This window comes from Chitinophaga polysaccharea, from assembly GCF_902150045.1.
Classification (GTDB): domain Bacteria; phylum Bacteroidota; class Bacteroidia; order Chitinophagales; family Chitinophagaceae; genus Chitinophaga; species Chitinophaga polysaccharea_A.
Genome location: NZ_CABFVU010000001.1, coordinates 2,441,898 through 2,465,668 on the forward strand (window position 1 = coordinate 2,441,898; position 23,771 = coordinate 2,465,668).

A 23,771-nucleotide genomic window follows, 5' to 3' on the forward strand; every position below is an offset into this window, starting at 1 on the left:
CCCTATTTGAATAAACTGATTTGCATGGAAGATAATTTCAGCAACTACTTTAACCAAACGGGAAAAGTAGCCAGGGAGTACCTGGAAACCAGACTGGACCTGATTAAGCTCCAGGCAGCAGGAAAGCTGTCAAAAGCGTTGGGATTATTCTTCTCGCTTTTGATGGCTTTCCTGCTGTTCTTTTTTGTGATTTTATTTCTTGGAATGGTGGTAGGCTTCTGGATCGGGGAAATGACGAATAGTTTTGCTATTGGTTTCAGCTGCGCTGCAGGGCTATTCATCCTCTTGTTTGTTGTTATCCTGCTGTTCCGGGAACAACTGATACAGCGCCCTCTTTCAAGGTTGCTGATTGCCGAGCTGGTGGATGAAATTACCGAGCAGGATGAGCACTCCAATCATATTCACAATCAACGGCCAAAGGAGCAACCGGAAGATTCCGGTTATGTTCCGGATGAAGAGGCCACCGAAAATACCATGAGAGGATAAACAATGATAAATGTTTACACATGAGTAAAAAAATAAACAGCTTCGAATCACTGGAGCTGGAAATTGCCCGGTTGAAAATGAAATCCAGGCAGCTGGAAAATGAAATGGGTAACAGGGTAGATTACTTCAGGGACAACTATAAAAAGATGGCCCTGAACGCCGTTATCCCCGGTAGCGCAAAACATAGCGGTGCCCTGAACCTAGCCATGAATGTAGCTAAGATCGCATGGGGAAGTGGTAAATTCAAGAATTTCGCTACCGGGGCATTAATGACGGTACTGGAATTTGTAGGCGTTCAGCTGGGAATCAACCTTTTCAACAAGGTGACGAAGGGCCGAAGAAAGAAGAAGGAGCCAGTGGCTGAATAAAGGAAATAGGTTTTGGTAAATATCCCACAACAACCACATCCGCATTATCCGCGTCCTGTCCTTTGATAAATCCTCCCGAACCATTATCCAGCATAAAGGATACGCGGAGGGAAACGGTAACAGTTTTCCCGGAAGGATCTGCTGCAAACGCAGGGAACTGTTCAACAACGCGTTTTACTTCTTCACCCAATGCTTTGTCCGGGCTAAGCAATACTTCTATATCGTTAATGCTTCCATTAGGTTGAATTTTATACTGTAGCGCAACTACGCCTGCCATTTTGTTTTGCTGGCTACCCCGTGGATAGCGAACATTCTTTGCCAGTGTTTTGCGATAAGCAGTTTCTCCACCCGGGAACCGGTTTATGAAGGAGGTGTCGCTGGTAACTCCCCTCAATGGTTCTTTGCTTTCAGCAATAGCCACTTTCAGCAGGCTTTGTGGACAATTCTTCATAGGAATAGGGCCTATTGCGCCTTCCTTTGGAGCACAATAGAAGAAATAGGTACCAAACGGATCACGTGTGGTACTCATAGACCATCTGGCGGATGTCATTTTGAATTCTATTCCAGTGATTTCTTGGTTCCTGTCGCGTTTCAGGGTCGGGATGTCTACAATTATCCCTTTCTCTTTCAACACTTTTTGCATTTCCGCCAGGTCATCATCTGTAGTTAGTCGCGTAACAACGCCATAAAGAGCGTCCTTATCTGTAGCGAGATATTTGCTGCCTGCCGAACTCTTTTTTTCAGGGAGTGGCGAGGTAGCGGATAAAAGGCCGGCTGCCAGCCCGAGCACCGGCAGCAGCAGCAGGTACCGCCAGGTACGTAACCGGGGAGATTGGGTTTTGTTCATCATGAGTATTCTGTTTTTAATGAATGACTTGCTGAAATGATTTACCAGGGCTATCCTGCTTTCCTTCATGCCTATTTTCAGTAGGCTGTACTGGTAGGCATCAGGGGCGTCTGTGGTTTGGATAACGGCTTCATCTGCCAGGAACTCCAGGTTTAACTGCAGGGCCCTTTTGCAGCGCCAGGCGAAGGGATTGATCCAGCAAATGCAGCAGTACAGGGCAGACAGCAGCATATCGGCAGAGTGGTATTGCTGTACATGGGCTTCCTCATGCCGGAGAATGTGCTGAAGTTCCGTATGGGCGTGTGCGTTAGGATCAAAAAAAATGGTTCTCAGAAAAGAAAAGGGCGCCGTTATGCCGGGAAGCTGTACATAGCGAATGTTGTTACGCTCATATACATTGCCGGATGCTGCCAGCCGCCTGATTTTCAGCAGCTGTAACAAATGGATCAGCAGCAACATGGCGGCTATTATTATATAGGCTGTAAGCAAAGTTGTGCCGGCATGCTGCAGAAGCGGGTCCCACCAGTGATGTACCACTGCTACTTCCTGTACCGGCGTTTGTACTTGTGCGTTATTGCTGAAATAAACGCTTACAGGAGATACATTTTCCGTTGGCTTTTCCACCCAGCGCAGCGCCGGGATGGGCAACAGCGGCAACACTGCCGAAAATATAAAAGCGCTCAGCAGCAGGATCCTGTTGTATCTGTAAAATGTTTCCTTTTTAAAACAGCTGATATACAGCAGATAAAAAAGGGTCATCGCGCAGGATGTTTGCAGTATATAAATAAACAGGGTAGGCATACACGTTATTTTTTATCTTTTTCAATCATCTTCACCAGCGCTTTCATTTCTTCTGCGCTTATTTTTTCTTCCTTGGCGAAGTAAGCCAGCATATTGAGATAGGAGTTATCAAAGAAAGTATTGAGCACCTTTTTCATAAAAGTGTCCTTATAACTTTCCTTGGCTATGATGGGGTAGTACTCAAAGGAACCACCATATTCATGATGGGCGAGGTACCCTTTTTCTTCCAGGCGCTTCATGAGCGTGGCAATGGTGTTGTAATGCGGCTTGGGATCAGGAAGCTGTTCTATGGCATCTTTTACAAATGCTTTTTCCAGGTCCCACATCACCTGCATTAACTCTTCTTCTTTACGGGATAGCTTTTTCATGACACGAATCTATAACTATTTTTGTAGTTTAAAAACTATTTTTGTAGTAATAAACTATAAATGTAGTTAAGATGTTGAGTGTCAACAGGAAAAAAATTCCAGAAAGGGCGGGGAGCATACTTAGCGCCTTTGCTGCGGTTGAAGTTATAAGGGATGTTTGCTTTAGATTATCCCCATACTTTGGTGCCTTCGCTGCAATTGGCGCAGATGTCTATGTTTTTGCGGGTTTCAAGGATTTCACTACGGAAACGGATATACTCTTTATTATGCCACAGCGCTTTGAACGATTCTTTTTTCAGGTCGCCCAGCCGGTGTTGTGCATCTTTATCGAAGCAGCAGGGCACTACCAACCCGTCCCAGGTAACCACGGGAGAATGCCAGAGACGCCAGCAGTGATTCCCGAGTTTATTTTTAATAGCATAGGTGCCATCTTCGTTGCGATGATAGCGTGAATACTTATCAATGGTAGGAATCAGGCGGTTGCCTTCTTCATAATCATATACCTGTGCAGTTTTGAACCGTACCTGGTCAACGCCTATTTCTTTGGCCAGCCGTTTAATATCTTCTATCTGGTGCTCGTTTGGTTTTACAACGAGAAATTGGAAAAAAACGAAAGGTTTGGACGAATTAAGCTCTTTTTTCCATTTTACGATATTTTTTGCTCCTTGTATTACTTTGTCGAGATGACCACCTACACGATACTGCGTATATACGTCCTGGGTAGTGCCATCAATGGAGATGATGAGCCTGTCAAGTCCGCTCTCCACTGTTTTCTTCGCATTGGCATCTGTAAGATAGTGGGCATTGGTGGAGGTAGCGGTATAAATTCCTTTACCTGCTGCATACTTCACCATGTCGAGGAACCCTGTGTTGAGATAGGGCTCTCCCTGGAAATAAAAGATGAGATATAATAGTTCTTTTGAAATTTCATCGATCGTTTTCCTGAAGAAATCCTGCTCCAGCATACCGGTAGGCCGTGTAAAGGCCCTGAGACCGCTGGGGCATTCCGGGCAGCGGAGGTTACAGGAAGTGGTAGGCTCAAAAGATATGGAAATGGGGTAGCCCCACTGAACCGGCTTGCCGGTCCACTTGCTTACAAAATAGCTTCCGAGTACTTTGCCGGCATTTAAACCACGGCGCAGTGTGAACTTGGAAAACAAATTAAGGGTATCCTTCAGGTTAAAATCGGGCATAAAAAATCACTTGAGCATTGTAAAAGTAGCTTCTTTAAACAAATTATAGCCTATACTTGCTGTAAAAAAGTAGGGCTGCCGATATTTATCAGAGCATCCTGACCCAATTACCTGCAACTAACAGCAACAAAAGTGAAAAGCATCCGGATCCGATTATTATTGATACTCCTGGTAGTACTGGCCGCAGCGGCTTACCTGTGGTGGCGCGGGCAGGAAAAACAAGTGAAGTTTGTACGGTATGAAGAATTCGGCATTGATATGCCGGTGAATTACAAGATTCATGGCATCGATGTTTCCAAATTCCAGAAAGACATTAATTGGGCAGCAGTAAAACAAATGCAGGTGGATAAAATTCGTATATCCTTTGCATTTATAAAGGCCACGGAGGGCATTACACGACAGGATGCCGCTTTCAAGCAAAACTGGGACAGGGCCGGAAAGGTAGGCTTAATAAGGGGGGCGTATCATTTTTTTTATGCCACCCGTGATCCTTTGAAACAGGCTATTAACTTTCATAATGTGGCCTACCTGCAATCGGGCGACCTGCCTCCGGTACTGGATATTGAAACCAGCAACAATCAACCTGCGGCGGTGATCAGGAGTACTGCGAAGATCTGGCTGGAGGAAATGGAGAAAGTGTACAAAGTAAAACCGATCATCTATACCAATATTCATTTTTACGAAACCTATCTTGGCAGTGAATTTGACCGCTATCCTCTATGGATCGCGCATTATTATCAGAAGGAGCGTCCCCGGTCCGACAGGGCCTGGTTGTTCTGGCAGCACAGCGATATTGGCCGGGTGAATGGTATCCGCACCACAGTGGATTTCAATGTATTTAAAGGGGATAGTACAGACCTAGCCAAACTATGCATACCTTAGCATCATATACAGGTTATGGAAGAAGAACAGGACAAACCACCGGAGGATCCCAATAAAATGGACTATGAGTTATTTCATTTCCTTATAAAAATTATGAGGACCATTTTTATTGGTTTTTTCTGGATGATGATCAATGTATTCCTGGGCTTGTACCTGGGATTTGCTGTACCGGAGGAATCCACCCCCGGCAGGATGATCTTTTTCTATGCCTGGTTTGGGGTTTCCATGATAGCCTATCTGTATTTTGTATGGCGCCTGTGGCGTAAAAAAATGAGTGCTCCCTGATTACCGGGTAACAGACCTCGTGCCCAGTTCCATTGTCCAGGCGTTATTATAACGGCCAATACCCATCTCTGTAAATTTTGCATCCATCATATTGTGACAATGACTGGGGCTGTTCAGCCAGCCGAGTATCACGGCCTGTTCATCCAGGTTGCCGGTGGCAATGTTTTCACCATAGTAATTCCATTTATAGCCAGCCGCATCAAGACGTAAGCCGGGAGTGGAACCATTGAGGCCGGTATGGCTGAAATAATTATTCAGTGCCATGTCTTTGCTGTGATCATAGGCGGCTCTTTCCAGCAGGCCGTTCCAGGTAACAGGGCCTACGGGCGCCATTTTATCGGTGCCGCAGTTACAACCACGGCTGCGCATTCCGTTTACCAGCGTTAACAAGGCGTTGCGATCTACTTTGTTTTCAGGTACCGTGGAGGTATCTGCAGGAGATATTTTTCCCGGCTCTCCGGGGCTGAGGTCTGTTGTTTTAGTACAACTGCAGTAAATAATAACAGCCAGCAGAGTGGTGGCAACACGCATAATTTTCCCGGACATAACCAGTAATAAGTTATAGTAAATAGATACCGGGTTCTAAACAGGACTTGGATTAAAACTTAAATCGGCTTTAGGAACGAACTTGATTAAAACTACTCGTGGTTGATCAGAGGTTACGGGTTAAAATCACATTGAGGCACCGAAGATAGTGCGTAGATATGAGATATGGAACATAGTTTTTGTAAATCTAATGTTAATCATAACTGTCATATTCCTGCATTTATAGTGTTGTTATTCTTTCCCACTGTGCATCAGGGTTTTGTGGAGATGATGCCCCGCGGCCAGTTCGCTAAGTATGCAAAATGGCTTGTTGGGTGGGTGGAATAGTGTTTGTTATCTTATTTACATCTCCCATATTTTCATCTTCAAAAAAAGAGATTATGAAAAAGAAGGAAACAGATCGTACCGGCGAACATCATGATAAAAAGAAGAGGCCGGTAGATATTTTATCGCAGGATAAAGGAACTGTCAACCGCAACCCTCTGCATGGCGACTTGTCTGAAAAGCCGGAGAAAGAGAACAAGGCGGTAAGGGATAATGAAGAAAAGGGGAAAAAATCAACGCATTGAACTTTTTACCATATCGAAATGAAAACAAACTAAAAATTTATTTCTAAAATAAAGAAGTGCCAAACTTCTTTAATGTTGTGGTGTATAGCGGCCATCCTATTCCTGGGATGGTTTTTTTTTTAGCTGCTGTGATCAGCAATAATTTTCCACTGTCCTTTTATTTTTTTCAGGATAAGACTGAAATGGCCCTGCAGGTCACCGATAGTTCTTTCCAGGTGCCATTTTCCTATTAGGAGATAAGTTCCGGGCGCCAGGGGCTTGAATTCCAGTAATTGAAAATCCAGTTTGCCCATAGCCGCAGCGTCGGGATAGGTTTTTTTATAACGGTCCAGCGTAGCCTGCCAGCCATAGGTTACTCCATTTTTACCAATAAAAAGAAGGGAGTCGGAATGCCAGTAAGTGGCCATGAAGCCATCTATATCCCCTTTATTCCATGCAGCTGTTTGGATCGACATCAGCGCCGTAATCTGCTGCTGATCGGAAGAACCGGCTTTCTGTGCGCGGGTGGGCATTCCAGCTAAAACGCCCAACAGGATAAGAAACAGTGCAAAACGCATGGTAAATTTTTAGCAAAAGATAAACAGTTTTTCCGATGTAATGCAATGCCTATTATAGTAACTTTGCAGCACTATTTAAAAAGCACTCATTCAAAATTATATTTTAAAATCAACAGTTTATGCCCGGATTTGAACTATTTGGAGCCGAGGAAAGGAAAGAAGTAAACGATGTACTGGAAACAGGAATCATGATGCGCTACGGATTTGACGGTCCGCGTAAAGGCATCTGGAAAGCAAAGGAGCTGGAACAGGCCATTTGCGATAAACTGAATGTACAGTATACCCAACTTGCCTCCAGTGGTACAGCTGCATTAACCACCGCTATGGCCGCCCTGGGATTGGGCGCCGGCGATGAGATCATTATGCCGACCTTTACTTTTGTGGCCAGCTTTGAATCGGTGTTTTCTGTAGGCGCCACGCCGGTACTGGTAGATGTGGATGATACCCTGACACTTGACCCCAAAGCAGTGGAAGCCGCTATTACCCCGCGTACAAAGGCTGTTATGCCGGTGCATATGTGTGGAGCAATGGCAGACCTGGATGCATTGCAGGCCATCTGCAAAAAACATAACCTGTTTCTCCTCGAAGATGCCTGCCAGAGCTTCGGAGCATCTTACAAAGGAAAAGCGCTGGGCTCCATCGGCGATGCAGGAACTTTCTCTTTTGATTTTGTAAAAACGATCACCTGCGCAGAAGGCGGGGCGATCATCACCAACAATAAGGATATTTATACTAAATGTGACGGCTATACGGACCATGGGCATGACCACCTGGGGGCAGACCGTGGAGCAGATCTTCATCCTTTTATCGGTTACAACTACCGTATTTCCGAGCTGCACGCAGCGGTGGGACTGGCACAGATCCGTAAACTGGATACCTTCCTGGAAATACAGCGTAAGACCAAGAAAATATTTAAGGATGCCCTGGCTGCAGTACCGGGCATAACTTTCCGCCGTTTGCCGGATGAAGCCGGCGACAGCGCCACTTTTCTTTCGTTTTTCCTGCCGGAAACCGCGCAGGCAGCCAAAGCGGCTGCAGCGATGAAAGCAGCCGGACTGGTGGCGTTTCATTATTATGAAAACAACTGGCACTATATCCGCCAATGGCAGCATTTTAAGCAAGGCAGTGTGTTAACTCCTTTTGCCAAAGAATTGAAGCAGGCGATGGAAGTATATAAGACCAAAGAATTCCCGGCTTCAGATGCTATCATCGGCCGGAATATTTCCACCCCGATCAACCTGAGCTGGAGCGATGCCGAGATACAAGAGAGGGCAGAAAAACTGGTGAAAGCAGTGAAAAGCGCATTATAATTGATCTGAAGGCGTGTGGTGCAATGTATATTTGTTACCAGCGCCTTTTGCAGTTAAAATCAGACTACATGAAAAAAATAGCGTTGATACCTGCCCGTTATGGCGCGTCCCGTTTCCCCGGTAAAATGATGGCCAGGCTGGGTGATAAAACAGTGATACTCAGAACGTATGAATCTACAGTAAATACAGGGGTTTTTGACGATGTAATGGTGGTGACAGACAGTGACCTGATCTATAATGAAATTGTGAATAATGGCGGGAAAGCTGTTATGAGCAGGAAGGAGCATGAATGTGGTACTGATCGTATAGCCGAGGCCGTTGCAGACATGGAGGTGGATATTGTAGTGAATGTGCAGGGAGACGAGCCATTTACACAAAAGGAACCACTGGAAAAACTGTTGAAGGTATTTGAAGGAGAAGAAGGAAAGAAAGTGCAGGTAGCTTCACTGATGCAGGAACTGAAAGACCAGGCATCTATAGAGGATCCTAATTATGTGAAAGTAGCGGTAGATAAGAACTTCAACGCATTATTCTTTTCCCGCTCCGTTATTCCCTATCCACGTAATAAGGATATTAAAAGCATTTATTACGAGCATATTGGCATTTATGCATTCCGCAAACAAACCCTGCTCGACTTCACGCAGCTGGAGGTAACACCCCTGGAAGCAGCGGAAAAGATTGAATGTCTACGTTACCTGGAGAACGGGATTCCCATGAAAATGGTGGTAACTTCATACATGGGCGTGGAAATAGATACCCCCGAGGACCTGCAAAAGGCAGCCAAACTTTTATAACACCTAACTAATACGGATATATGAAATTCAGGAATTTTAAAATGGTGGATTACGTGGTTTACGGCAGCGGATGTTTTGATCAGCTGGGTGAAATACTGGCCCCCAGGCGTATAGGCGATGCTCCCATGATATTTTTCGTGGATGAGTATTTCCAGGATAAGAACGAATTTTTATCCCGTATCCCGTTGGAAGGGAAGGATAAAATTGTAGTGATTGATGTAACTGATGAGCCTAAAACCAAAACGGTAGATAAGATCCGGGATGAGCTCAAAGCGGAATTCGGTACTGTATCCGGTATTATTGGTATTGGTGGCGGATCTGTGATGGATATGGCCAAAGCAGTGTCTCTGATGATGACCAACCCCGGTTCATCTGCTGATTACCAGGGCTGGGATCTTGTGAAAGTAGCGGGTGTATACAAAGTGGGTATACCTACCATTTCCGGCACGGGAGCGGAAGTAAGCCGTACCTGTGTGCTAACAGGGCCTACCCGTAAACTGGGAATGAACTCTGACTTTACGCCGTTTGACCAGATTGTGCTGGATCCTTCGCTGACAAGAACGGTAGAAGCAAATCAGCGGTTTTATACGGCTATGGACTGTTTTATTCACTGTGTGGAATCGCTGGAGGGCACTTATCTGAATGCATTCAGTAAATCATATGGAGAGAAGGCGCAGGAGTTGTGTGAAGAAATCTTCCTGCAGAAAGAACATTGGGATGATGATGCCGATGAAAAACTGATGATGGCGTCTTATGCGGGAGGTATGAGCATTGCCTATTCACAGGTAGGTGTGGCGCATGCCGTGAGCTATGGGCTGGCATACCTGCTTGGTACCAAACATGGTATTGGTAACTGTATTGTGTTTGATAAACTGGAGGAATTTTACCCGGAGGGAGTGATAAAATTCAAGCAGATGGTGAAAAAGCATAACATCACTATTCCGCAGGGTATTACCAAAGGCTTAACAGATGAACAGTTTGAAACGATGATCAATGTGTCGCTGGGCATGGCTCCTTTATGGGAAAATGCATTAGGCAAAGACTGGCAGCAGATTATGACCCGTGAAAGGCTGCGTAAGCTGTACGAGCGTTTATAACAGGGTTTATTATATTGGAAGCAGGAACGGACGGGGTAATTTCCGGTTGTTCCTGCTTTTTATTTTAGGAAGAAGTTCGTCTGCCTCAACGCAAATTCAGTGCGTAGTAACAGATTATTTTGCTAACAGAGGAAATTATCATGATCATACTAATTGTCATTTCGGGAATTGTAATATTGGTGCTCGGCTACCTGTTGTTCGCTGCGCGGCAGCAGCAACAGGCCGGTGAGAGGGAGCTTGCCCGGCAGCAGAACGCCTGGCAGGCAAGCCAGGCCACCTTGCAGGAAAAGTATAACCTGCTGGAAGCCCGGCAGGAATACCTGCAGAACATGCTGGATGATAAAGGAATGTTGCTGAAAGAGAAGCAGGAGCAACTGGAACGGTTAAATGAGGAGTTTTCAGTACTGATGTCTGAGCAGGGGCGTATCATGGAACAAAATAAATATCTTCAACTGCAACTGAGTGGGGAAAAGGAGCGGCTGCAGCAGGTACAACAGGACTTTAGGATACAGTTTGAGAATACTGCCCAGCAGTTGTTGCAGCGTATCTCCGGCACATTCATGGAACAGAATAAGGCTAAAATGGATGATGTGCTGAAGCCGCTGGCAGAGAAGATCGATAATTTCCGTAGTAGTGTGCAGCAATCACTTGTAGCAGAAACGGCACAACGCACAGAATTGAAGAATGAGTTACAGCGGCTGCTGCTGCTCAATCAAACATTGTCGAAAGAAGCAAATAACCTGACAAATGCACTTAAGGCTGATACAAAGAGGCAGGGAAATTGGGGGGAAATGATCCTGGAAAGGGTATTAGAGGCTTCTGGACTGGAAAAGGGCGTGCATTATTTTACCCAGGATGCCCAGCGGGATGAAACGGGGCAGCTGAGAAAGCCGGACCTGGTATTGCTGTTGCCGGAAGACAGGCAATTGGTTATAGACTCCAAAGTATCCCTGAAAGCATACGAACAGTACTGCAGCGCAACCAGTGAGGAGGAGAAGAAACAGGCGCTGAGGATGCATTTACAGTCGGTAAAGAACCATGTAACGGAACTGAGTGCCAAAGCGTATCATACGTTATATAAAAATACCACGGACTTTGTGATGTTATTTATTCCCATTGAGCCGGCTTACGCACTTGCTATTATGCAGGTAGATGAAGACCTGTATGATTTCGCGTTCCGTAAAAGGATCATATTGGTAAGCGTACCGTCTTTGCTGGCTACGCTCCGGGTAATTGATAATATGTGGAGACTGGACAAACAGAATAAAAACGCGGAAGAAATTGTAAGGCAGGGAAGTGCTTTGTATGATAAGTTTGTAGGGTTTGCAGAAGATATGGGACTGATAGGGGAGCATTTGAAGAGGAGCCAGGGGGCTTACGAAAATGCGATGAATAAACTGTCTGCCGGGAATGGTAATCTGGTAGGACGTGCAGAAAGAATGCGTAAACTTGGGCTCGACAATAAGAAAGAGCTGCCTAAAAATTTAAAGATAGCCGCAACAGAGGATTTATCATTGCCTGATGAGGAACAGATCACTGTGATTCCCGCCAAAGCAATTCCGGACGAAGAGGCTACAGATCAGTAAAGTGCCGGTAAGCGGTGGGATTACATCAGTCTATAAGTACGGCTAATTGAAAAAACGATAGATTATTAATAGTATCTGACTGGTGATAATAATGTTGTGTTGCCTGATGAACAGCGCTGATAAAAAGCATGTTACTGATATAATTATTGCATAGCAGTATCCGTGGTTTTCCTGGGTTTATAAATGAAACTAAGATACAGCGTGGCCATCAGCGTAATGCCGGCAAATACATAGAATGTAACGGGGAAATTAGTTGGGTGATTATTATAGATGAAGGCGGAAAAGTAGGCGCCCAGGCCAATACCGGCTTCCATTGCGATGTACATGCTGGCGAGCGCGCGGCCCCGGTGTTCCGGCCGGCCAAGATCTACCGTCCACGCGGTTACTGCCGGGGAGTTGAGTCCTACTGAAATGCCATACACTACAGCGGAGGAAAGAAGTAACAGGCTGTTGTGGGCCAACGCCATCATTAGCATAGAGCCGGCCATCATTACTGCAGAAACTTTTAACACAGGCACACGCCCAAACTGATCTGATACCTTGCCCGCCAATAACCGGATGCCAATGGAGCTGACCGTAAAGAAAGTAAAGAAGAGGCCTTTATTGCTTATCCCCAGGTAGGCACTGAAATCCGGGATGATTGTGAGAATGGCGCCATAGCTGAAATAGGTAAGAAATGTGATGATCACCGGCGACCAAACCAGCGGCTCAAAAATTTCACTGCCGGAGATCTTCAGCAGGGAAAACCGGAAACGTTGCTTACTGGTGAGGGTCTCTTTCATCCCGATGAGAATCACCACAGACAATAACGCAAACACGGCAGACAGCTGGAACATGACATTAATATTCCACCGTACAGCCACGTATCCTCCGATGGCAGGCCCCATGGCCATACCGATGGTACTGAATAAACCTACCATACCCATCGCCTCGCCGCGTCGTGTAACCGGCACCAAATCAGATACATAGGCAGAAGTGCCTGTTGGTTTAAACCCGGTGGAAAATCCATGGAAGAACCGTAACAGGAGAAAGGCGCCAACAGAACTGATCAGCGGATAAATCAGGCTGCATACCACACATACCAACGACCCGAAAATCATAACGGGTACACGCCCTATCGTATCTGTCAGTTTGCCGCTGAATGGTCTTGACAACCCTGCCATTAAAGTGAATAAGCCAATAATGTATCCCTTGTAATCCGCACCACCCATCCGGGTAAGATAAGCCGGCAGCTCGGGGATCATCATATTGAAGCTGGCAGAAAAGAGTGCGTTACTAAGACAAAGTAATATGAAATGCAGGGTGTAAATCCTTTCCTTCGACTGATACATGCCAGCAAAATTAGGAACTATGGTACAATTTTAGCAAAGTAATTGCCCGCCACGGTAATCTTATGAACAAAAATCAATAGTGACCTGTTTATATTAACCGGCGGTTAAATTATGATAATCATCATGGTTCAATATCCAGAGAAATATTAAATTTATAGTAACCAAAAAAAGTCAATGATATGAAAGCAAACATTGGTGTTTCAGCAGAAAACACAAAAAAAATAGCGTTAGAATTGAATAAAGTATTGGCAGATGAATTGTTGATTTATGCTAAAACACGCAATTGCCACTGGAATATCGAAGGAAGTAATTTCATGGAAATGCATAAGTTCTATGAAGCACAATATGAAGAGCTGCAGGATTTTGGCGACGAGGTGGCAGAATATATCCGTTCGATAGGTCATTATGCAGAAGGCCGCTACGCAGATGTTTTAAAATTGACCAACCTGCTGGAATCTGAATATTCCAATGACCAGAAAAAGCAGCTGAAGGAATTACTGGATGACCATGAAACAATAATCCGTAACCTGCGCAGGCTCATTGATGAATTCGATGAAAAATACAAAGACAAAGGAGCTGCGGATTTTGCTACGCAAATGCTGCAAAAGCATATGAAGCTCGCCTGGATGATCCGCGCATACGTTAGCTAAGCTGATTACCTGAAATAACCGACGTGCCGGTGGCAGTAAATAACTGCAGCCGGCACGTTTTTAGTTTTCAGTAATTGACTACATTTGTTATGTGCCCCTTCAACCCAAAAACAATAACAATGGATAATACCTCGAAAGACCTTCGTCTGGCAGTGTTAATAGACGCTGATAATATTCCGTATCATAATATTAAAGGGATGCTGGAAGAAATTGCGAAGTATGGCAACCCTACTTTTAAAAGGATTTATGGCGATTGGACGAAGCCCACAGTGGTAGGATGGAAGGGAGTATTATTGGATTATGCCATCACCCCCATTCAGCAATATAGCTATACCTCCGGTAAAAACGCCACCGATTCCGCCATGATCATTGACGCAATGGATATATTGTATACTGGCAGGGTAGATGGGTTTTGCCTGGTATCCAGCGACAGCGACTTTACCAGGCTGGCTACCCGCCTGCGTGAGGCAGGAATGATAGTGTATGGTATGGGAGAACAAAAAACACCCAGTGCTTTCAGGGCGGCCTGCGACAAATTCATCTACCTCGAAATTCTGCAGGTCAGGGAAAAGAAGACGGATACGGAAAAAACAAAGACCACCAAAGATAAGCGGAACAGTATCAGTAAGGCAGATAAGCAACTGGTATCGTTAATATCCACCAGTATCAACGACATTGCAGATGAAGACGGCTGGGCATACCTGGGAGAACTTGGCAACCTGTTGCTAAAGAAACAACCGGATTTTGACTCCCGCAATTTTGGATTTAATAAACTGGTGCAGCTGCTGAAAAGCTTTCCTGATTTTGAAATAGATATCAGGGAAAGCGGAAAGAAAACCGGGAAACTGGTATATGTAAGAACAGTATAATCCTATGACACACAAAAAGATCAGCATCATCCGGGGCGACATTACAAAGGTAAGCGCCGATGCCATTGTTAATGCGGCCAATTCCTCCCTTTTGGGCGGAGGCGGCGTGGATGGGGCCATTCACCGCGCCGGCGGACCAGCCATACTCAACGATTGCAGGGCTATTGTAGCCAGGCAGGGAGGATGCAAAACAGGCGAAGCGGTGATCACTACTGCCGGCCGGTTACCCGCAAAACATGTTATTCATACGGTAGGCCCGGTTTGGAACAACGGTACCCGTGAAGAAGATATGCTCCTGGCTAATTGCTATCGCCATTCCCTGGAACTGGCAGACCGGCATCATTTGAAAAGTATCGCTTTCCCGAACATCAGTACAGGTATTTATCACTTTCCCAAAGACCTTGCTGCGAAAATCGCTATGGATACCATCGTAAAATACCTGGAAGGAAACACCGGTATAGAAGAAGTGATCCTGGTATGCTATGACGAAGAGAACCTGCGCTATACAGAACATTATTATAATCAGCACATACCTCCGGAAGTATAATTTTTGAGGCGCTTTCCCATGCTGCCGCATTTATTTACTTATCAGCTTAACCGTCTGTTCCGGTTTTGTATTCACCGTTTCGGGGAAATAATTTGTAAGCGCCGGAGCTGCAGACATTACTGAGGAAGTTGTTATCCAGTTTGGATATACATAGAAAAGGCTATCTCATTGAGATAGCCCTTTCCTATAATGCGATGTAAAAACTATTACAATTAGAGTTTTGCGTATTTAACCCATGCATAAATAAACATGGCAGCAAAAACGATAATGGCCACAGGCGCCAGAAATCCTCCGATACTATCGCCAACTTTGTAAAAGTTAGTGGTGTGTACTACTGTTAAAAGATTCATCAACATTGTATAATGATTTTATATTATTCCGTGTGCAAATTAAAACATTCAATGCATATTCCCAATCAAAGGCCACGTTACCAGCTGGTTAATTGCCGGATATACTCGCCCAGCCTTGCTTTGGCGAGAAAATTTTTTTCCAGGGATCCGGCAAAAGGCACGGGGGTGTCCAGGCTGGCGCAGCGCATTATGGGTGCATCCAGCAGGGAAAAGCAGTGTTCGGCGATCCATGCGCTGATTTCCGCGCCAAATCCGCCTGTCAGTGTGTCTTCATGCAGGATCAGCACTTTGCCCGTAGCCGCTACAACTTCCCGGATCGCGGAGTAATCCAGCGGCAGCAGGGTGCGCAGGTCAAGGATCCCGATAGAAAGCTCCGGATGCTGCCCGGCATAATCCAGCGCCCAGTGTACGCCACTGCCCCAGGTAATGATGCTGATATCCTCCCCGGGCTGTACCAGTGCGGCTTTCCCTATTTCTGTGGTATAATAGCTATCGGGTACCAGCCCGCTGATGCTGCGGTATAATGCCTTATGCTCAAAATACATCACGGGGTTGGGATCAGCGAAAGCTGCCGTCAGTAAGCCTTTGGCGTCTGCCGGGTTGGAAGGGTACACCACTTTCAGGCCGGGTACATGGGTAAACCAGGCTTCATTGGTTTGAGAGTGGAAAGGACCGGCGCCAACACCGCCGCCACAGGGCATCCTGATCACCACATCGGCATTCTGACCCCAGCGGTAATGTATTTTGGCCAGGTTGTTTACGATCTGGTTGAACCCACAGGTTACAAAATCAGCAAACTGCATCTCCACCATACTCTTAAAGCCACCGATAGACAAGCCCAGCGCGGCGCCGATCACAGCGCTCTCACACAAAGGGGTATTCCTCACCCTGCCGGCGCCAAACTGTTCAAGAAAGCCTTCTGTGATTTTAAATGCGCCTCCGTAGGCAGCAATATCCTGTCCCATCAGGATCAGCTCAGGATGCTGTTCCATGGCTTGTTTAAGCCCGTCGGACAAAGCATTGATAAAACGTTTTTCAGAAGAGGCTCCGGAAACGGCCACCGGAGCGGGCGCCGCGGCATAGAGGTCGCGGAGTTCGTTCTCGGTATTTACAGTGACCGGGGAATCGGCGAGGCCTTTCGTCACCTGTACCTCTATTTCATGTTTTAATTCATCCCGGATAGTGGCGATGCTTTCGGCAGAAAGCAGGTTGGCTTGCAGCAGGAAGGATTCATATTGAGCAATTGGATCTTTTTTACCCCATTCCTCAAAAAGGGCAGGAGGCACATATTTTACACCGCTGGCCTCCTCATGACCACGCATACGGAAGGTCATTGCCTCAATCAGCACAGGCTTTTGTTCTTTAATGGCATAGGCCCGGGCGGTACGTATGGTTTGATATACTTCCAGGAGATTATTACCGTCTATTTGTACGCCTTCCATGCCATAGCCGATGGCTTTATCTACCAGGTTGGCGCAATGATATTGTTCGCTCACCGGAGTGCTTAGTCCATAACCATTATTCTCTACCAGGAAAATAACCGGCAGGCCCCATACTGCAGCCACATTGAGGGCTTCATGAAATTCTCCTTCACTGGTACCTCCCTCTCCTGTAAAGGCAAGCGATACTTTTGCTTCTTTTTTTAGCTGATGTGCCAGGGCAATGCCATCGGCAATTGAGAGTTGTGGACCGAGATGGGAGATCATGCCGCAAATATGATGCGGCCTGCTGCCAAAATGAAAGGAGCGTTCACGGCCTTTACTGTAGCCGTTTTTGCTGCCCTGCCATTGCAGCAGCAGTTTATCGAGCGGCATCCCGCGGGTCGTGAATACGCCGAGGTTACGGTGAAGTGGCAGGATCCATTCATCAGCTTCCAGCGCCAGCGTGGCGCCTACTGCAATAGCTTCCTGGCCTATGCCTGAAAACCATTTACTTATTTTGCCCTGCCGGAGTAACAGCAGCATTTTCTCTTCTATAAGCCGTGGATATACCAGTGCTTTATAGAAAGATTGTAATTGCGCATCGCTTAGGTCTGACCGGTCAAAATACATGAATTGGCTTTTTAACAGGCAGTAAAGGTAAGGGCTAATCGTTGTTACCGCCGGCAAGACTGATCATCACACTATTGATGATCGTCATTACGATACTGAAAAGCATCGCCCACCAAAAGCCGTCCACATTAAATCCTGGTACCAGTTTGGCAGCCAGCAGGATGATCAGGGCGTTGATAACAAAAAGGAAAAGCCCGAGGGTAACAAGGGTTACCGGGAATGTGAGAAAAAGGAGTACGGGTTTAACCAGGGCGTTCAGAAGAGCCAATACCAATGCGAGTATCAGCGCTGCAATAAAGCTGTCCACTTTTACTGCCGGCTTCAGCAGGTACGCGGTTGCCATGGCAGCTAAGGCACTAACTAGTATACGAATCAGGAAACCCATTGTACGTTGTTTTACTAGTTAAGGTAACGAAAAAAAAAGTGACTGGCAAAGTTTGGCTGTTAACAGCAGGCGTCTAACCTGCTGTCAACAGCCATCTATGAATGGTTTACAGGAAACTGTCTGCTTCCCGGTAAGCTTTGATCAGTGCGTCTTCGCCTTCTTTTCCTTTGCCGGCTATCCCATGTTCCATGCCCAGTACACCTTTGTATCCTTTGTTATGGAGATGTTTAAAGATGTTTTTATAATTGATTTCACCGGTGCCAGGTTCCTTACGGCCCGGGTTGTCGCCGATCTGGATATAGGCGATTTCGTCCCAGCACCAGTCCATTACAGGAATGAGGTTGCCGGTATTGCGCTGCATATGGTAGATATCGTATAAAATTTTGCAGGATGGACTTTTAACAGCCTTGCAGATTTCAAAGCTTTGTTCGGCAGTACGGAGAAACAGGTCGGGGTTATCGCTTAGCGGCTCCAATACCATGATGAGTCCGTGCGGCTCAAAAATTTCCGCACCGCTGCGTAAGGCATCTATCACGTGCGCGGTTTGAACGCCAATAGGAAGGTTGCGCTCAAAATAGCCAGGTACAACCGTGGCCCATTTAGCATTACAGCGTTTGGCGGTTTCTACGCTGGCTTTACAGGTTTTGATAAATGCGTCTTTAAATTCCTGTTTACCGGTGGCCAGTGATGGTTTCCAGTTGTTGCCGGTGTCTACTACAAATACGCCCATTGTCATGCCCAGTTTGGCCAGGAGATCACCTATTTTGCTTTGTTCTTCAGGTGAGCGTCCCAGCATGCCGTTGTCTTCAATAGACCGGAACCCCTGGTCGTACATATATTTGATCTGGTCCAGGAAGTTGCCGCCATTGGCGCTGTTTTTAAACATGCCATCGTGGGGGCCGTAGTTCATATTAAACGGCTTTCCGGCCATGCTGGCGGTGTTATTACCTTCGGCGTGTGCTGCATTGCTGATCCCTCCGAGCGCCAGAGCTGAAATACCGGCCAGGGTGCCGCTTTGCAGGAATTTTCTTCTTTCCATAACGTTTTGATTGATGGTAAAATTGACGGGTCCTAAATTTAATCGCTTTTCTAAGGAAATGCTAATTTTGATGAAAAATTTTCAATTCATCAGCCCATTTTCGCATTCATCAAAAAATATTGCTTTCCAGATTAGTTTTTTTTAGATTCACCCACTTTATATTTCAATCACGTTAGATGACTAAACAGTATATGACCTTATTGCTGGGTGGATTGCTCAGCCAGGTTGTTGTAGCACAATCAAAACAGGCATTCGAAGTTTACAGCCAGCAAATCCCCGGAACTGATGTCAGTTTCAAAATGGTACCAATAAAAGGAGGGAGCTTTCAACTGGGAAGCCCGGACAATGAAAAAGGCAGGAATAAAGATGAAGGCCCGGCAAAAAAGGTAGAGATTTCCGATTTCTGGATGGGCGCTACTGAGGTTACTTTCGACGAATACGATATATACGCTGATGCGGAAAAAGATAAAACACCTACACCGGATGGGATGACACGCCCCAGTCCGCCTTATATTGACCTTACTTTGGGAATGGGGAAAGCCGGTGGCTTCCCTGCCAACAGTATGAGCCAGTATGGTGCATTGATGTATTGCCAGTGGCTGTATATAAAAACAGGTGTTTTTTACCGCCTGCCTACTGCGGCAGAATGGGAATATGCCTGCAGGGCCGGCGCAGCCACAGCTTATCCTTTTGGCGCCGATGCAGGCCAGCTGAAAGAATATGCATGGTTTAAAGACAACAGCGACAATAAATACCATAAGGTAGCACAGCTGAAACCCAATGCCTGGGGATTATATGATATGCTGGGAAATGTTGAAGAATGGACATTGGACCAATACGATGAAAACGGCGTAGCCAATGCTTCCGCTAAGGATCCCTGGACGCAGCCTACGGCTAAAACCCCGCGACTGCTGAAAGGCGGTAGTTTTCAGGACGAAGCCCCGCTGCTCCGTAGTGCCGCCCGTTTAAAATCAGACCCCGTATGGAACCGCAGAGATCCGCAGATCCCTAAAAGCTCCTGGTGGAATGCAGACGCTCCCTTTGTTGGTTTCAGGATAGTAAGACCGGTGAAGCAACCAACAGAGGCAGAAGCCAACACTTTCTTTGAAGAGATGATCGCTAAATATAAAGGTGCACGCTAGAAAGATTCAACATCCAAAAATCTAAAAATCTTATTCATTTATGGACAACGAAAAGAAATTCCACGGTGAGGGCCGCCGCGAGTTCGTAAAGCAAACTACTTTGCTTGCGGGTGGTTTACTGGCTATGCCTATTTTGTCAAAAGCTAATTATTTTTCAGGATCTACTGGTGTTATAAAAATAGCGCTGATAGGCTGTGGTGGCCGTGGTACCGGCGCCGCTACCCAGGCGCTCAGCACAAAGGAAAATGTGGAGCTGGTGGCAATGGCCGATGCCTTCCCCGACAGGCTGAGCAACAGCTACAATGATATTAAAGAAGCCCTGGGCGATAAAGCCAGCCGGGTAAACGTTCCGGAAGGCAATAAGTTCATTGGCTTCGACGCATACAAACAAGCCATTGCATTGGCTGATGTAGTGATCCTTGCCACACCTCCGGGCTTCAGACCCATTCACTTTGAAGAAGCGGTGAAACAGGGGAAACACATCTTCATGGAAAAACCAGTAGCAACAGATCCCGCCGGTATTAAAAAAGTACTGGAAGCTGCTGCAGTGGCTAAAACAAAGAAATTAAACGTAGTGGTGGGTTTACAACGCCGCTACCAGAACTCTTACCGCGAACTGTATAAACGCTTCCAGGATGGCATCATCGGCGATATGCTGTCGGCACAGGTGTGGTGGAACCAGGGAGCGTTGTGGGTAAAACCCCGCAAACCCGAGTACACAGAAATGGAATACCAGATGAGAAACTGGTACTATTTCAACTGGCTGTGTGGCGATCATATCGTGGAACAACATATCCACAATATCGACGTAGGTAACTGGTTTATGGGGGCTACCCCTGTTACTGCAGGCGGTATGGGCGGCCGCGCTGTTCGTACCGGTAAAGAATACGGTGAAATATTTGACCACCATTTTGTAGAGTATCGCTATGCCAACGGGGTAGTGATGAACAGCCAGTGCCGCCACTGGAAAGATGCGCCCAGTAAAGTTGATGAGGAAATTGTAGGGACTAAGGGCCGTATCTTCTGCGATAAAGCACAGATAGTGGATCATAAAGGGAAAGTGCTGTACCAGTTCGACAAGAAAAAGGAAAACAACCCTTACCAGACAGAACATGATGAACTGTTTGCGGCCATTGCCAAAGGCGAATACAAATTTGCAGATGCAGAAAGAGGCGCCCAGGCGACCCTCTCTGCTATCATAGGCCGTCTGGCTACTTATTCCGGCCAGGTGATCGACTGGAATGTGGCGCTGAACTCAGGTCTGGACCTGCATCCAAAAACATATTCATTTGATGCGCAACCGCCGGTAATGCCGGATGCATCCGGTAATTATGCTTATGCAAAACCAGGTATTACCAAATATTTTACCTGATAAAAATTACCGGGCATAAAAAGCTGACCAGGGATTTGTGGAAAGATCAGTAAAACGGTCTTCTCACAAATCCCTGTTTCGTGATGCACAATTCGTAATTTCCATCTATGAAAAAATTACTGGTAGTAATTGCAGCCATATTAGCCGGGGAGAGTACAACAGCCCAGGTGGCTGCGATAAAGAAATGGGCGGAAGAAGAACTGCTGCATAAAACACCAATGGAACAGGCACATGTGGGTATCTGTATCTATGAACCGGCTACGGGGAAATATTGGTATCAGTACCAGGACAATAAGTTTTTTACACCAGCCTCCAATGTAAAGGTTTTTTCATTGTATGCAGGACTGAAGCTGCTCGGCGACTCCCTGCCCGCAGCACGTTACTACGAAAATGACACCGCCCTCTTTGTAAAAGGAACTGGAGATCCGTCTTTTCTGCATCCCGACTATAACTATCAACCACTGCTGCAGTTATTGCAGCAAACCAGTAAAAAGATTTATCTCGTTCCCGGCGTGAATGCCAACAAACGCTTTGGCCCGGGGTGGAGCTGGGGTGATTATGCCGACGACTACCAACCGGAGCTGAACGAGTGGCCCATGTATGGTAATGTGGTCCGTATCAGTCACCAGGGAAAGAACAACAGCATTGTGCCGGCCTTCTATGATCTGGATATTATGGAAGATGATACCCTGAGTGAAACAGTTATATCGAGAGATGAACGAAACAATATCTTCTACCTGAAATACAATCCGAAAGACAGGGAACAAAAAAAAGCAGAAGTGCCTTTTATTACCGGATCTGTACAGGATTTGCGGCAACGGCTGGAGGATACTTTGCATAAACGTATAGGGCTGGCCGTTATATCGCCCACAGGGAACTACAGGATACTGAAAAGCCTCCCGGTAGATTCATTGTTTATCCCGATGATGGAACGTAGCGACAATTTTTTTGCGGAACAAACACTGATGATGGCATCTTCCGTTTTATGGGATACCATCAGCAGCACACGCACCATTGATTACCTGCTTGCCGGCGACCTTAAAAGCCTGCCGCATCCGCCGCAGTGGGAGGATGGTTCCGGTCTTTCCCGGTACGACCTGTTTACGCCCCGCGACTTTGTAACCCTGCTCACCCTGATGCGGCAACAGTTCCCCGAGGAACGGCTCTGGCAGATCTTTCCCAGCGGCGGGAGAGGAACACTGAAAAACTATTATCAACGGCTGAAAGTACATGCCAAAACAGGCACATTAACCGGGGTGGTGGCTTTGAGTGGTTATCTTGAAACAAAGAAGAAGAAAGTACTGGTGTTCAGTGTGATGGTGAATAATCATCATGAATCTGCCAGCAGCGTGAGAAGGGCGGTAGAGCGGTTGCTTACAATGGTGAGTACCGCTTACTAAGGCTTTATGGTATAAGAAAGCAGCAGGGTAGTGTCTTGCTGCTGATCAGCTTCTATGAGCCCTACGCCTTTGCTGTAATAGCTGGTGGAGATAGTGCCCACGGATACGGGGTTACCCAAAACAATAGCATAAGCATCCATTTTTACAGCGATCACGGAGGCATAATTCTTCCCGTTCACCGTTTTGGTGATATCCTTTTCGGTAATGGTAAATTCCAGGATACCGGAAGTATTCACACCGCCATTGTTTACGGTGATGGTGTCTTTCCAGGAAGTGCCCGCAGGCACATTATCTTTCAGGTAGGTAAGCTCCAGGCTGTCGGCGCTGTAGCCCTGGAAGGTAAGAATGCTGGCTATTTGTGTATAGACCCCGTCTTTACAGTTGGAGCAGGTGAATACGCTATCGTTTCCCACTTTTTTATACACAATACCGTTAATGGTCGTGTCTTCTGAAACCGTGAGGGTATAAGCGACCGTGTCTTTGGAACTGTTTACATTAATGTAGGAAAAAGAGGAGCCATTAGTATAGGGGGCATATTCGCAATTACTGTTGGAAGGTAATGTACCTTCTCCTTCATCGCTCATTTCCTTACTGCAGGAAAACAGCAATGTTACCATTGAAAGGATAGCTATGAGAAAGTAATGTTTCTTCATAAAACATATGGTGATGCATCTATAACGCTCAGAGATATAAAATTATGCAAAAAAAAGCCATTAGTATTTCAGTATTTGTTTTTTATAATATAAATATCATATTTTTGAATATAGAGATGAGCATTGGAGTATGATAACAAAGATAGAACGCTGCTGAGCCAGTACCTGAACTTTTGAAACAGGAAAGGTTAGGTACTCATGCACTTATCCGGGGGAGAATTGCATTTATTCTCTTTTTAAGGAGAATTTTTAAAATAATTGTACTGTAGACATTTATTTTTAGAAAATAATTA

The 23,771-nt window shown here is 46.0% G+C and carries 25 protein-coding genes; 15 read left to right on the forward strand and 10 right to left on the reverse strand.

All coding sequences use genetic code 11. The features are described from left to right. Positions 1 to 24 precede the first annotated feature (24 nt). Both FN124_RS09930 and FN124_RS09935 read left to right on the forward strand, forming a co-directional pair. Positions 25 to 486 (forward strand): hypothetical protein, encoded by a 462-nt coding sequence (locus tag FN124_RS09930; RefSeq protein ID WP_142684570.1) that lies wholly within the window; start codon positions 25 to 27, stop codon positions 484 to 486. Positions 487 to 506: 20 nt separating this feature from the next. Continuing rightward, the gene (locus FN124_RS09935) at positions 507 to 854 is read left to right on the forward strand and encodes a hypothetical protein (RefSeq protein ID WP_142684571.1); all 348 of its coding nucleotides are present in this window, start codon (positions 507 to 509) and stop codon (positions 852 to 854) included. Here FN124_RS09935 and FN124_RS09940 read toward each other — a convergent pair. The 3 genes from FN124_RS09940 to FN124_RS09950 all read right to left on the reverse strand — a co-directional run bounded on the left by FN124_RS09940 (position 802) and on the right by FN124_RS09950 (position 4,063). Next, complete coding sequence (locus FN124_RS09940; protein ID WP_142684572.1) at positions 802 to 2,502, reverse strand: M56 family metallopeptidase; 1,701 nt, start codon at positions 2,500 to 2,502, stop codon at positions 802 to 804. The two genes, FN124_RS09935 and FN124_RS09940, sit on opposite strands and share 53 nt — an antisense overlap. Positions 2,503 to 2,507: 5 nt before the next feature. Continuing rightward, entirely contained in the window at positions 2,508 to 2,870 is a 363-nt protein-coding gene (locus FN124_RS09945) for a BlaI/MecI/CopY family transcriptional regulator (RefSeq protein ID WP_142684573.1), read from the reverse strand. A 167-nt stretch (positions 2,871 to 3,037) separates the two neighbouring features. After that, the gene (locus FN124_RS09950; protein WP_142684574.1) at positions 3,038 to 4,063 is read right to left on the reverse strand and encodes an SPASM domain-containing protein; all 1,026 of its coding nucleotides are present in this window, start codon (positions 4,061 to 4,063) and stop codon (positions 3,038 to 3,040) included. A gap of 132 nt (positions 4,064 to 4,195) precedes the next feature. Between FN124_RS09950 and FN124_RS09955 the strand changes: the two genes are divergently transcribed. Together FN124_RS09955 and FN124_RS09960 are read left to right on the forward strand one after the other, a co-directional pair. Then, positions 4,196 to 4,945, forward strand: a complete 750-nt coding sequence (locus FN124_RS09955) for a glycoside hydrolase family 25 protein (RefSeq protein WP_260607386.1) — start codon at positions 4,196 to 4,198, stop codon at positions 4,943 to 4,945. Between the two features lie 15 nt (positions 4,946 to 4,960). Then, on the forward strand, positions 4,961 to 5,230 hold the full coding sequence (locus FN124_RS09960; RefSeq protein ID WP_142684576.1) for a hypothetical protein: 270 nt from the start codon (positions 4,961 to 4,963) through the stop codon (positions 5,228 to 5,230). On the opposite strand, the gene FN124_RS09965 is transcribed toward FN124_RS09960, so the two are convergent. Next, positions 5,231 to 5,776 carry a CAP domain-containing protein gene (locus FN124_RS09965; protein ID WP_142684577.1) on the reverse strand — a complete coding sequence of 182 codons (546 nt, stop codon included), beginning with the start codon at positions 5,774 to 5,776 and terminating at the stop codon, positions 5,231 to 5,233. Positions 5,777 to 6,156: 380 nt separating this feature from the next. Between FN124_RS09965 and FN124_RS09970 the strand changes: the two genes are divergently transcribed. Beyond that, entirely contained in the window at positions 6,157 to 6,345 is a 189-nt protein-coding gene (locus tag FN124_RS09970) for a hypothetical protein (protein WP_142684578.1), read from the forward strand. A gap of 119 nt (positions 6,346 to 6,464) precedes the next feature. Here the strand turns inward: FN124_RS09970 and FN124_RS09975 are convergent, their stop codons facing one another. Further along, positions 6,465 to 6,902, reverse strand: a complete 438-nt coding sequence (locus FN124_RS09975; protein ID WP_142684579.1) for a YybH family protein — start codon at positions 6,900 to 6,902, stop codon at positions 6,465 to 6,467. Positions 6,903 to 7,021: 119 nt separating this feature from the next. Here FN124_RS09975 and FN124_RS09980 point away from each other — a divergent pair, with 119 nt between their 5' ends. The 4 genes from FN124_RS09980 (at position 7,022) to FN124_RS09995 (ending at position 11,689) form a co-directional block, all read left to right on the forward strand. Further along, positions 7,022 to 8,212: a DegT/DnrJ/EryC1/StrS family aminotransferase gene (locus FN124_RS09980; protein ID WP_142684580.1), complete on the forward strand. Its 1,191-nt coding sequence runs from the start codon at positions 7,022 to 7,024 to the stop codon at positions 8,210 to 8,212. A 68-nt stretch (positions 8,213 to 8,280) separates the two neighbouring features. Continuing rightward, entirely contained in the window at positions 8,281 to 9,006 is a 726-nt protein-coding gene (gene kdsB / locus FN124_RS09985) for a 3-deoxy-manno-octulosonate cytidylyltransferase (RefSeq protein ID WP_142684581.1), read from the forward strand. A 20-nt stretch (positions 9,007 to 9,026) separates the two neighbouring features. Further along, positions 9,027 to 10,103 (forward strand): iron-containing alcohol dehydrogenase family protein, encoded by a 1,077-nt coding sequence (locus FN124_RS09990; protein WP_142684582.1) that lies wholly within the window; start codon positions 9,027 to 9,029, stop codon positions 10,101 to 10,103. Positions 10,104 to 10,243: 140 nt separating this feature from the next. After that, positions 10,244 to 11,689: a DNA recombination protein RmuC gene (locus FN124_RS09995; RefSeq protein ID WP_142684583.1), complete on the forward strand. Its 1,446-nt coding sequence runs from the start codon at positions 10,244 to 10,246 to the stop codon at positions 11,687 to 11,689. A 143-nt stretch (positions 11,690 to 11,832) separates the two neighbouring features. Here FN124_RS09995 and FN124_RS10000 read toward each other — a convergent pair whose 3' ends face one another. Then, positions 11,833 to 13,020: an MFS transporter gene (locus FN124_RS10000; RefSeq protein WP_142684584.1), complete on the reverse strand. Its 1,188-nt coding sequence runs from the start codon at positions 13,018 to 13,020 to the stop codon at positions 11,833 to 11,835. Positions 13,021 to 13,199: 179 nt separating this feature from the next. Here FN124_RS10000 and FN124_RS10005 point away from each other — a divergent pair, with 179 nt between their 5' ends. From FN124_RS10005 to FN124_RS10015, 3 genes are all read left to right on the forward strand, one after another. Beyond that, entirely contained in the window at positions 13,200 to 13,670 is a 471-nt protein-coding gene (locus FN124_RS10005) for a Dps family protein (protein WP_142684585.1), read from the forward strand. Between the two features lie 119 nt (positions 13,671 to 13,789). Further along, positions 13,790 to 14,539, forward strand: coding sequence for an NYN domain-containing protein (locus FN124_RS10010; protein WP_142684586.1), 750 nt, complete (start codon positions 13,790 to 13,792; stop codon positions 14,537 to 14,539). A gap of 4 nt (positions 14,540 to 14,543) precedes the next feature. Next, the gene (locus FN124_RS10015) at positions 14,544 to 15,086 is read left to right on the forward strand and encodes an O-acetyl-ADP-ribose deacetylase (RefSeq protein ID WP_142684587.1); all 543 of its coding nucleotides are present in this window, start codon (positions 14,544 to 14,546) and stop codon (positions 15,084 to 15,086) included. Between the two features lie 427 nt (positions 15,087 to 15,513). Here FN124_RS10015 and FN124_RS10020 read toward each other — a convergent pair whose 3' ends face one another. The 3 genes from FN124_RS10020 to FN124_RS10030 form a co-directional block, all read right to left on the reverse strand. Further along, entirely contained in the window at positions 15,514 to 17,487 is a 1,974-nt protein-coding gene (locus FN124_RS10020; protein ID WP_142684588.1) for an alpha-ketoacid dehydrogenase subunit alpha/beta, read from the reverse strand. A 34-nt stretch (positions 17,488 to 17,521) separates the two neighbouring features. Next, a complete protein-coding gene (locus tag FN124_RS10025) occupies positions 17,522 to 17,872 on the reverse strand; it encodes a phage holin family protein (RefSeq protein WP_142684589.1) in 351 nt (116 codons plus the stop codon). 106 nt (positions 17,873 to 17,978) lie between these two features. Beyond that, positions 17,979 to 18,911 carry a hydroxypyruvate isomerase family protein gene (locus FN124_RS10030; protein ID WP_142684590.1) on the reverse strand — a complete coding sequence of 311 codons (933 nt, stop codon included), beginning with the start codon at positions 18,909 to 18,911 and terminating at the stop codon, positions 17,979 to 17,981. A 176-nt stretch (positions 18,912 to 19,087) separates the two neighbouring features. Here FN124_RS10030 and FN124_RS10035 point away from each other — a divergent pair, with 176 nt between their 5' ends. The 3 genes from FN124_RS10035 to FN124_RS10045 all read left to right on the forward strand — a co-directional run bounded on the left by FN124_RS10035 (position 19,088) and on the right by FN124_RS10045 (position 22,825). Next, on the forward strand, positions 19,088 to 20,053 hold the full coding sequence (locus tag FN124_RS10035) for a formylglycine-generating enzyme family protein (RefSeq protein ID WP_142684591.1): 966 nt from the start codon (positions 19,088 to 19,090) through the stop codon (positions 20,051 to 20,053). Positions 20,054 to 20,093: 40 nt separating this feature from the next. After that, entirely contained in the window at positions 20,094 to 21,425 is a 1,332-nt protein-coding gene (locus tag FN124_RS10040; RefSeq protein WP_142684592.1) for a Gfo/Idh/MocA family protein, read from the forward strand. A gap of 107 nt (positions 21,426 to 21,532) precedes the next feature. Further along, positions 21,533 to 22,825, forward strand: coding sequence for a D-alanyl-D-alanine carboxypeptidase/D-alanyl-D-alanine-endopeptidase (locus FN124_RS10045; RefSeq protein ID WP_142684593.1), 1,293 nt, complete (start codon positions 21,533 to 21,535; stop codon positions 22,823 to 22,825). On the opposite strand, the gene FN124_RS10050 is transcribed toward FN124_RS10045, so the two are convergent. Beyond that, positions 22,822 to 23,478: a hypothetical protein gene (locus tag FN124_RS10050; RefSeq protein WP_142684594.1), complete on the reverse strand. Its 657-nt coding sequence runs from the start codon at positions 23,476 to 23,478 to the stop codon at positions 22,822 to 22,824. The two genes, FN124_RS10045 and FN124_RS10050, sit on opposite strands and share 4 nt — an antisense overlap. Between the last annotated feature and the right edge of the window lie 293 nt (positions 23,479 to 23,771).

Coding starts and splice junctions, on each gene's coding strand:
- FN124_RS10005 (WP_142684585.1), top strand. CDS start 13,200: ATGAAAGCAAACATTGGTGTTTCAGCAGAAAACACAAAAAAAATAGCG.
- FN124_RS09930 (WP_142684570.1), top strand. CDS start 25: ATGGAAGATAATTTCAGCAACTACTTTAACCAAACGGGAAAAGTAGCC.
- FN124_RS09970 (WP_142684578.1), top strand. CDS start 6,157: ATGAAAAAGAAGGAAACAGATCGTACCGGCGAACATCATGATAAAAAG.
- FN124_RS10015 (WP_142684587.1), top strand. CDS start 14,544: ATGACACACAAAAAGATCAGCATCATCCGGGGCGACATTACAAAGGTA.
- FN124_RS09960 (WP_142684576.1), top strand. CDS start 4,961: ATGGAAGAAGAACAGGACAAACCACCGGAGGATCCCAATAAAATGGAC.
- FN124_RS09945 (WP_142684573.1), bottom strand. CDS start 2,870: ATGAAAAAGCTATCCCGTAAAGAAGAAGAGTTAATGCAGGTGATGTGG.
- FN124_RS10010 (WP_142684586.1), top strand. CDS start 13,790: ATGGATAATACCTCGAAAGACCTTCGTCTGGCAGTGTTAATAGACGCT.
- kdsB (WP_142684581.1), top strand. CDS start 8,281: ATGAAAAAAATAGCGTTGATACCTGCCCGTTATGGCGCGTCCCGTTTC.
- FN124_RS10020 (WP_142684588.1), bottom strand. CDS start 17,487: ATGTATTTTGACCGGTCAGACCTAAGCGATGCGCAATTACAATCTTTC.
- FN124_RS09995 (WP_142684583.1), top strand. CDS start 10,244: ATGATCATACTAATTGTCATTTCGGGAATTGTAATATTGGTGCTCGGC.
- FN124_RS10050 (WP_142684594.1), bottom strand. CDS start 23,478: ATGAAGAAACATTACTTTCTCATAGCTATCCTTTCAATGGTAACATTG.
- FN124_RS10000 (WP_142684584.1), bottom strand. CDS start 13,020: ATGTATCAGTCGAAGGAAAGGATTTACACCCTGCATTTCATATTACTT.
- FN124_RS09940 (WP_142684572.1), bottom strand. CDS start 2,502: ATGCCTACCCTGTTTATTTATATACTGCAAACATCCTGCGCGATGACC.
- FN124_RS09965 (WP_142684577.1), bottom strand. CDS start 5,776: ATGTCCGGGAAAATTATGCGTGTTGCCACCACTCTGCTGGCTGTTATT.
- FN124_RS09975 (WP_142684579.1), bottom strand. CDS start 6,902: ATGCGTTTTGCACTGTTTCTTATCCTGTTGGGCGTTTTAGCTGGAATG.
- FN124_RS10030 (WP_142684590.1), bottom strand. CDS start 18,911: ATGGAAAGAAGAAAATTCCTGCAAAGCGGCACCCTGGCCGGTATTTCA.
- FN124_RS10045 (WP_142684593.1), top strand. CDS start 21,533: ATGAAAAAATTACTGGTAGTAATTGCAGCCATATTAGCCGGGGAGAGT.
- FN124_RS09980 (WP_142684580.1), top strand. CDS start 7,022: ATGCCCGGATTTGAACTATTTGGAGCCGAGGAAAGGAAAGAAGTAAAC.
- FN124_RS10040 (WP_142684592.1), top strand. CDS start 20,094: ATGGACAACGAAAAGAAATTCCACGGTGAGGGCCGCCGCGAGTTCGTA.
- FN124_RS10035 (WP_142684591.1), top strand. CDS start 19,088: ATGACTAAACAGTATATGACCTTATTGCTGGGTGGATTGCTCAGCCAG.
- FN124_RS09935 (WP_142684571.1), top strand. CDS start 507: ATGAGTAAAAAAATAAACAGCTTCGAATCACTGGAGCTGGAAATTGCC.
- FN124_RS09990 (WP_142684582.1), top strand. CDS start 9,027: ATGAAATTCAGGAATTTTAAAATGGTGGATTACGTGGTTTACGGCAGC.
- FN124_RS10025 (WP_142684589.1), bottom strand. CDS start 17,872: ATGGGTTTCCTGATTCGTATACTAGTTAGTGCCTTAGCTGCCATGGCA.
- FN124_RS09950 (WP_142684574.1), bottom strand. CDS start 4,063: ATGCCCGATTTTAACCTGAAGGATACCCTTAATTTGTTTTCCAAGTTC.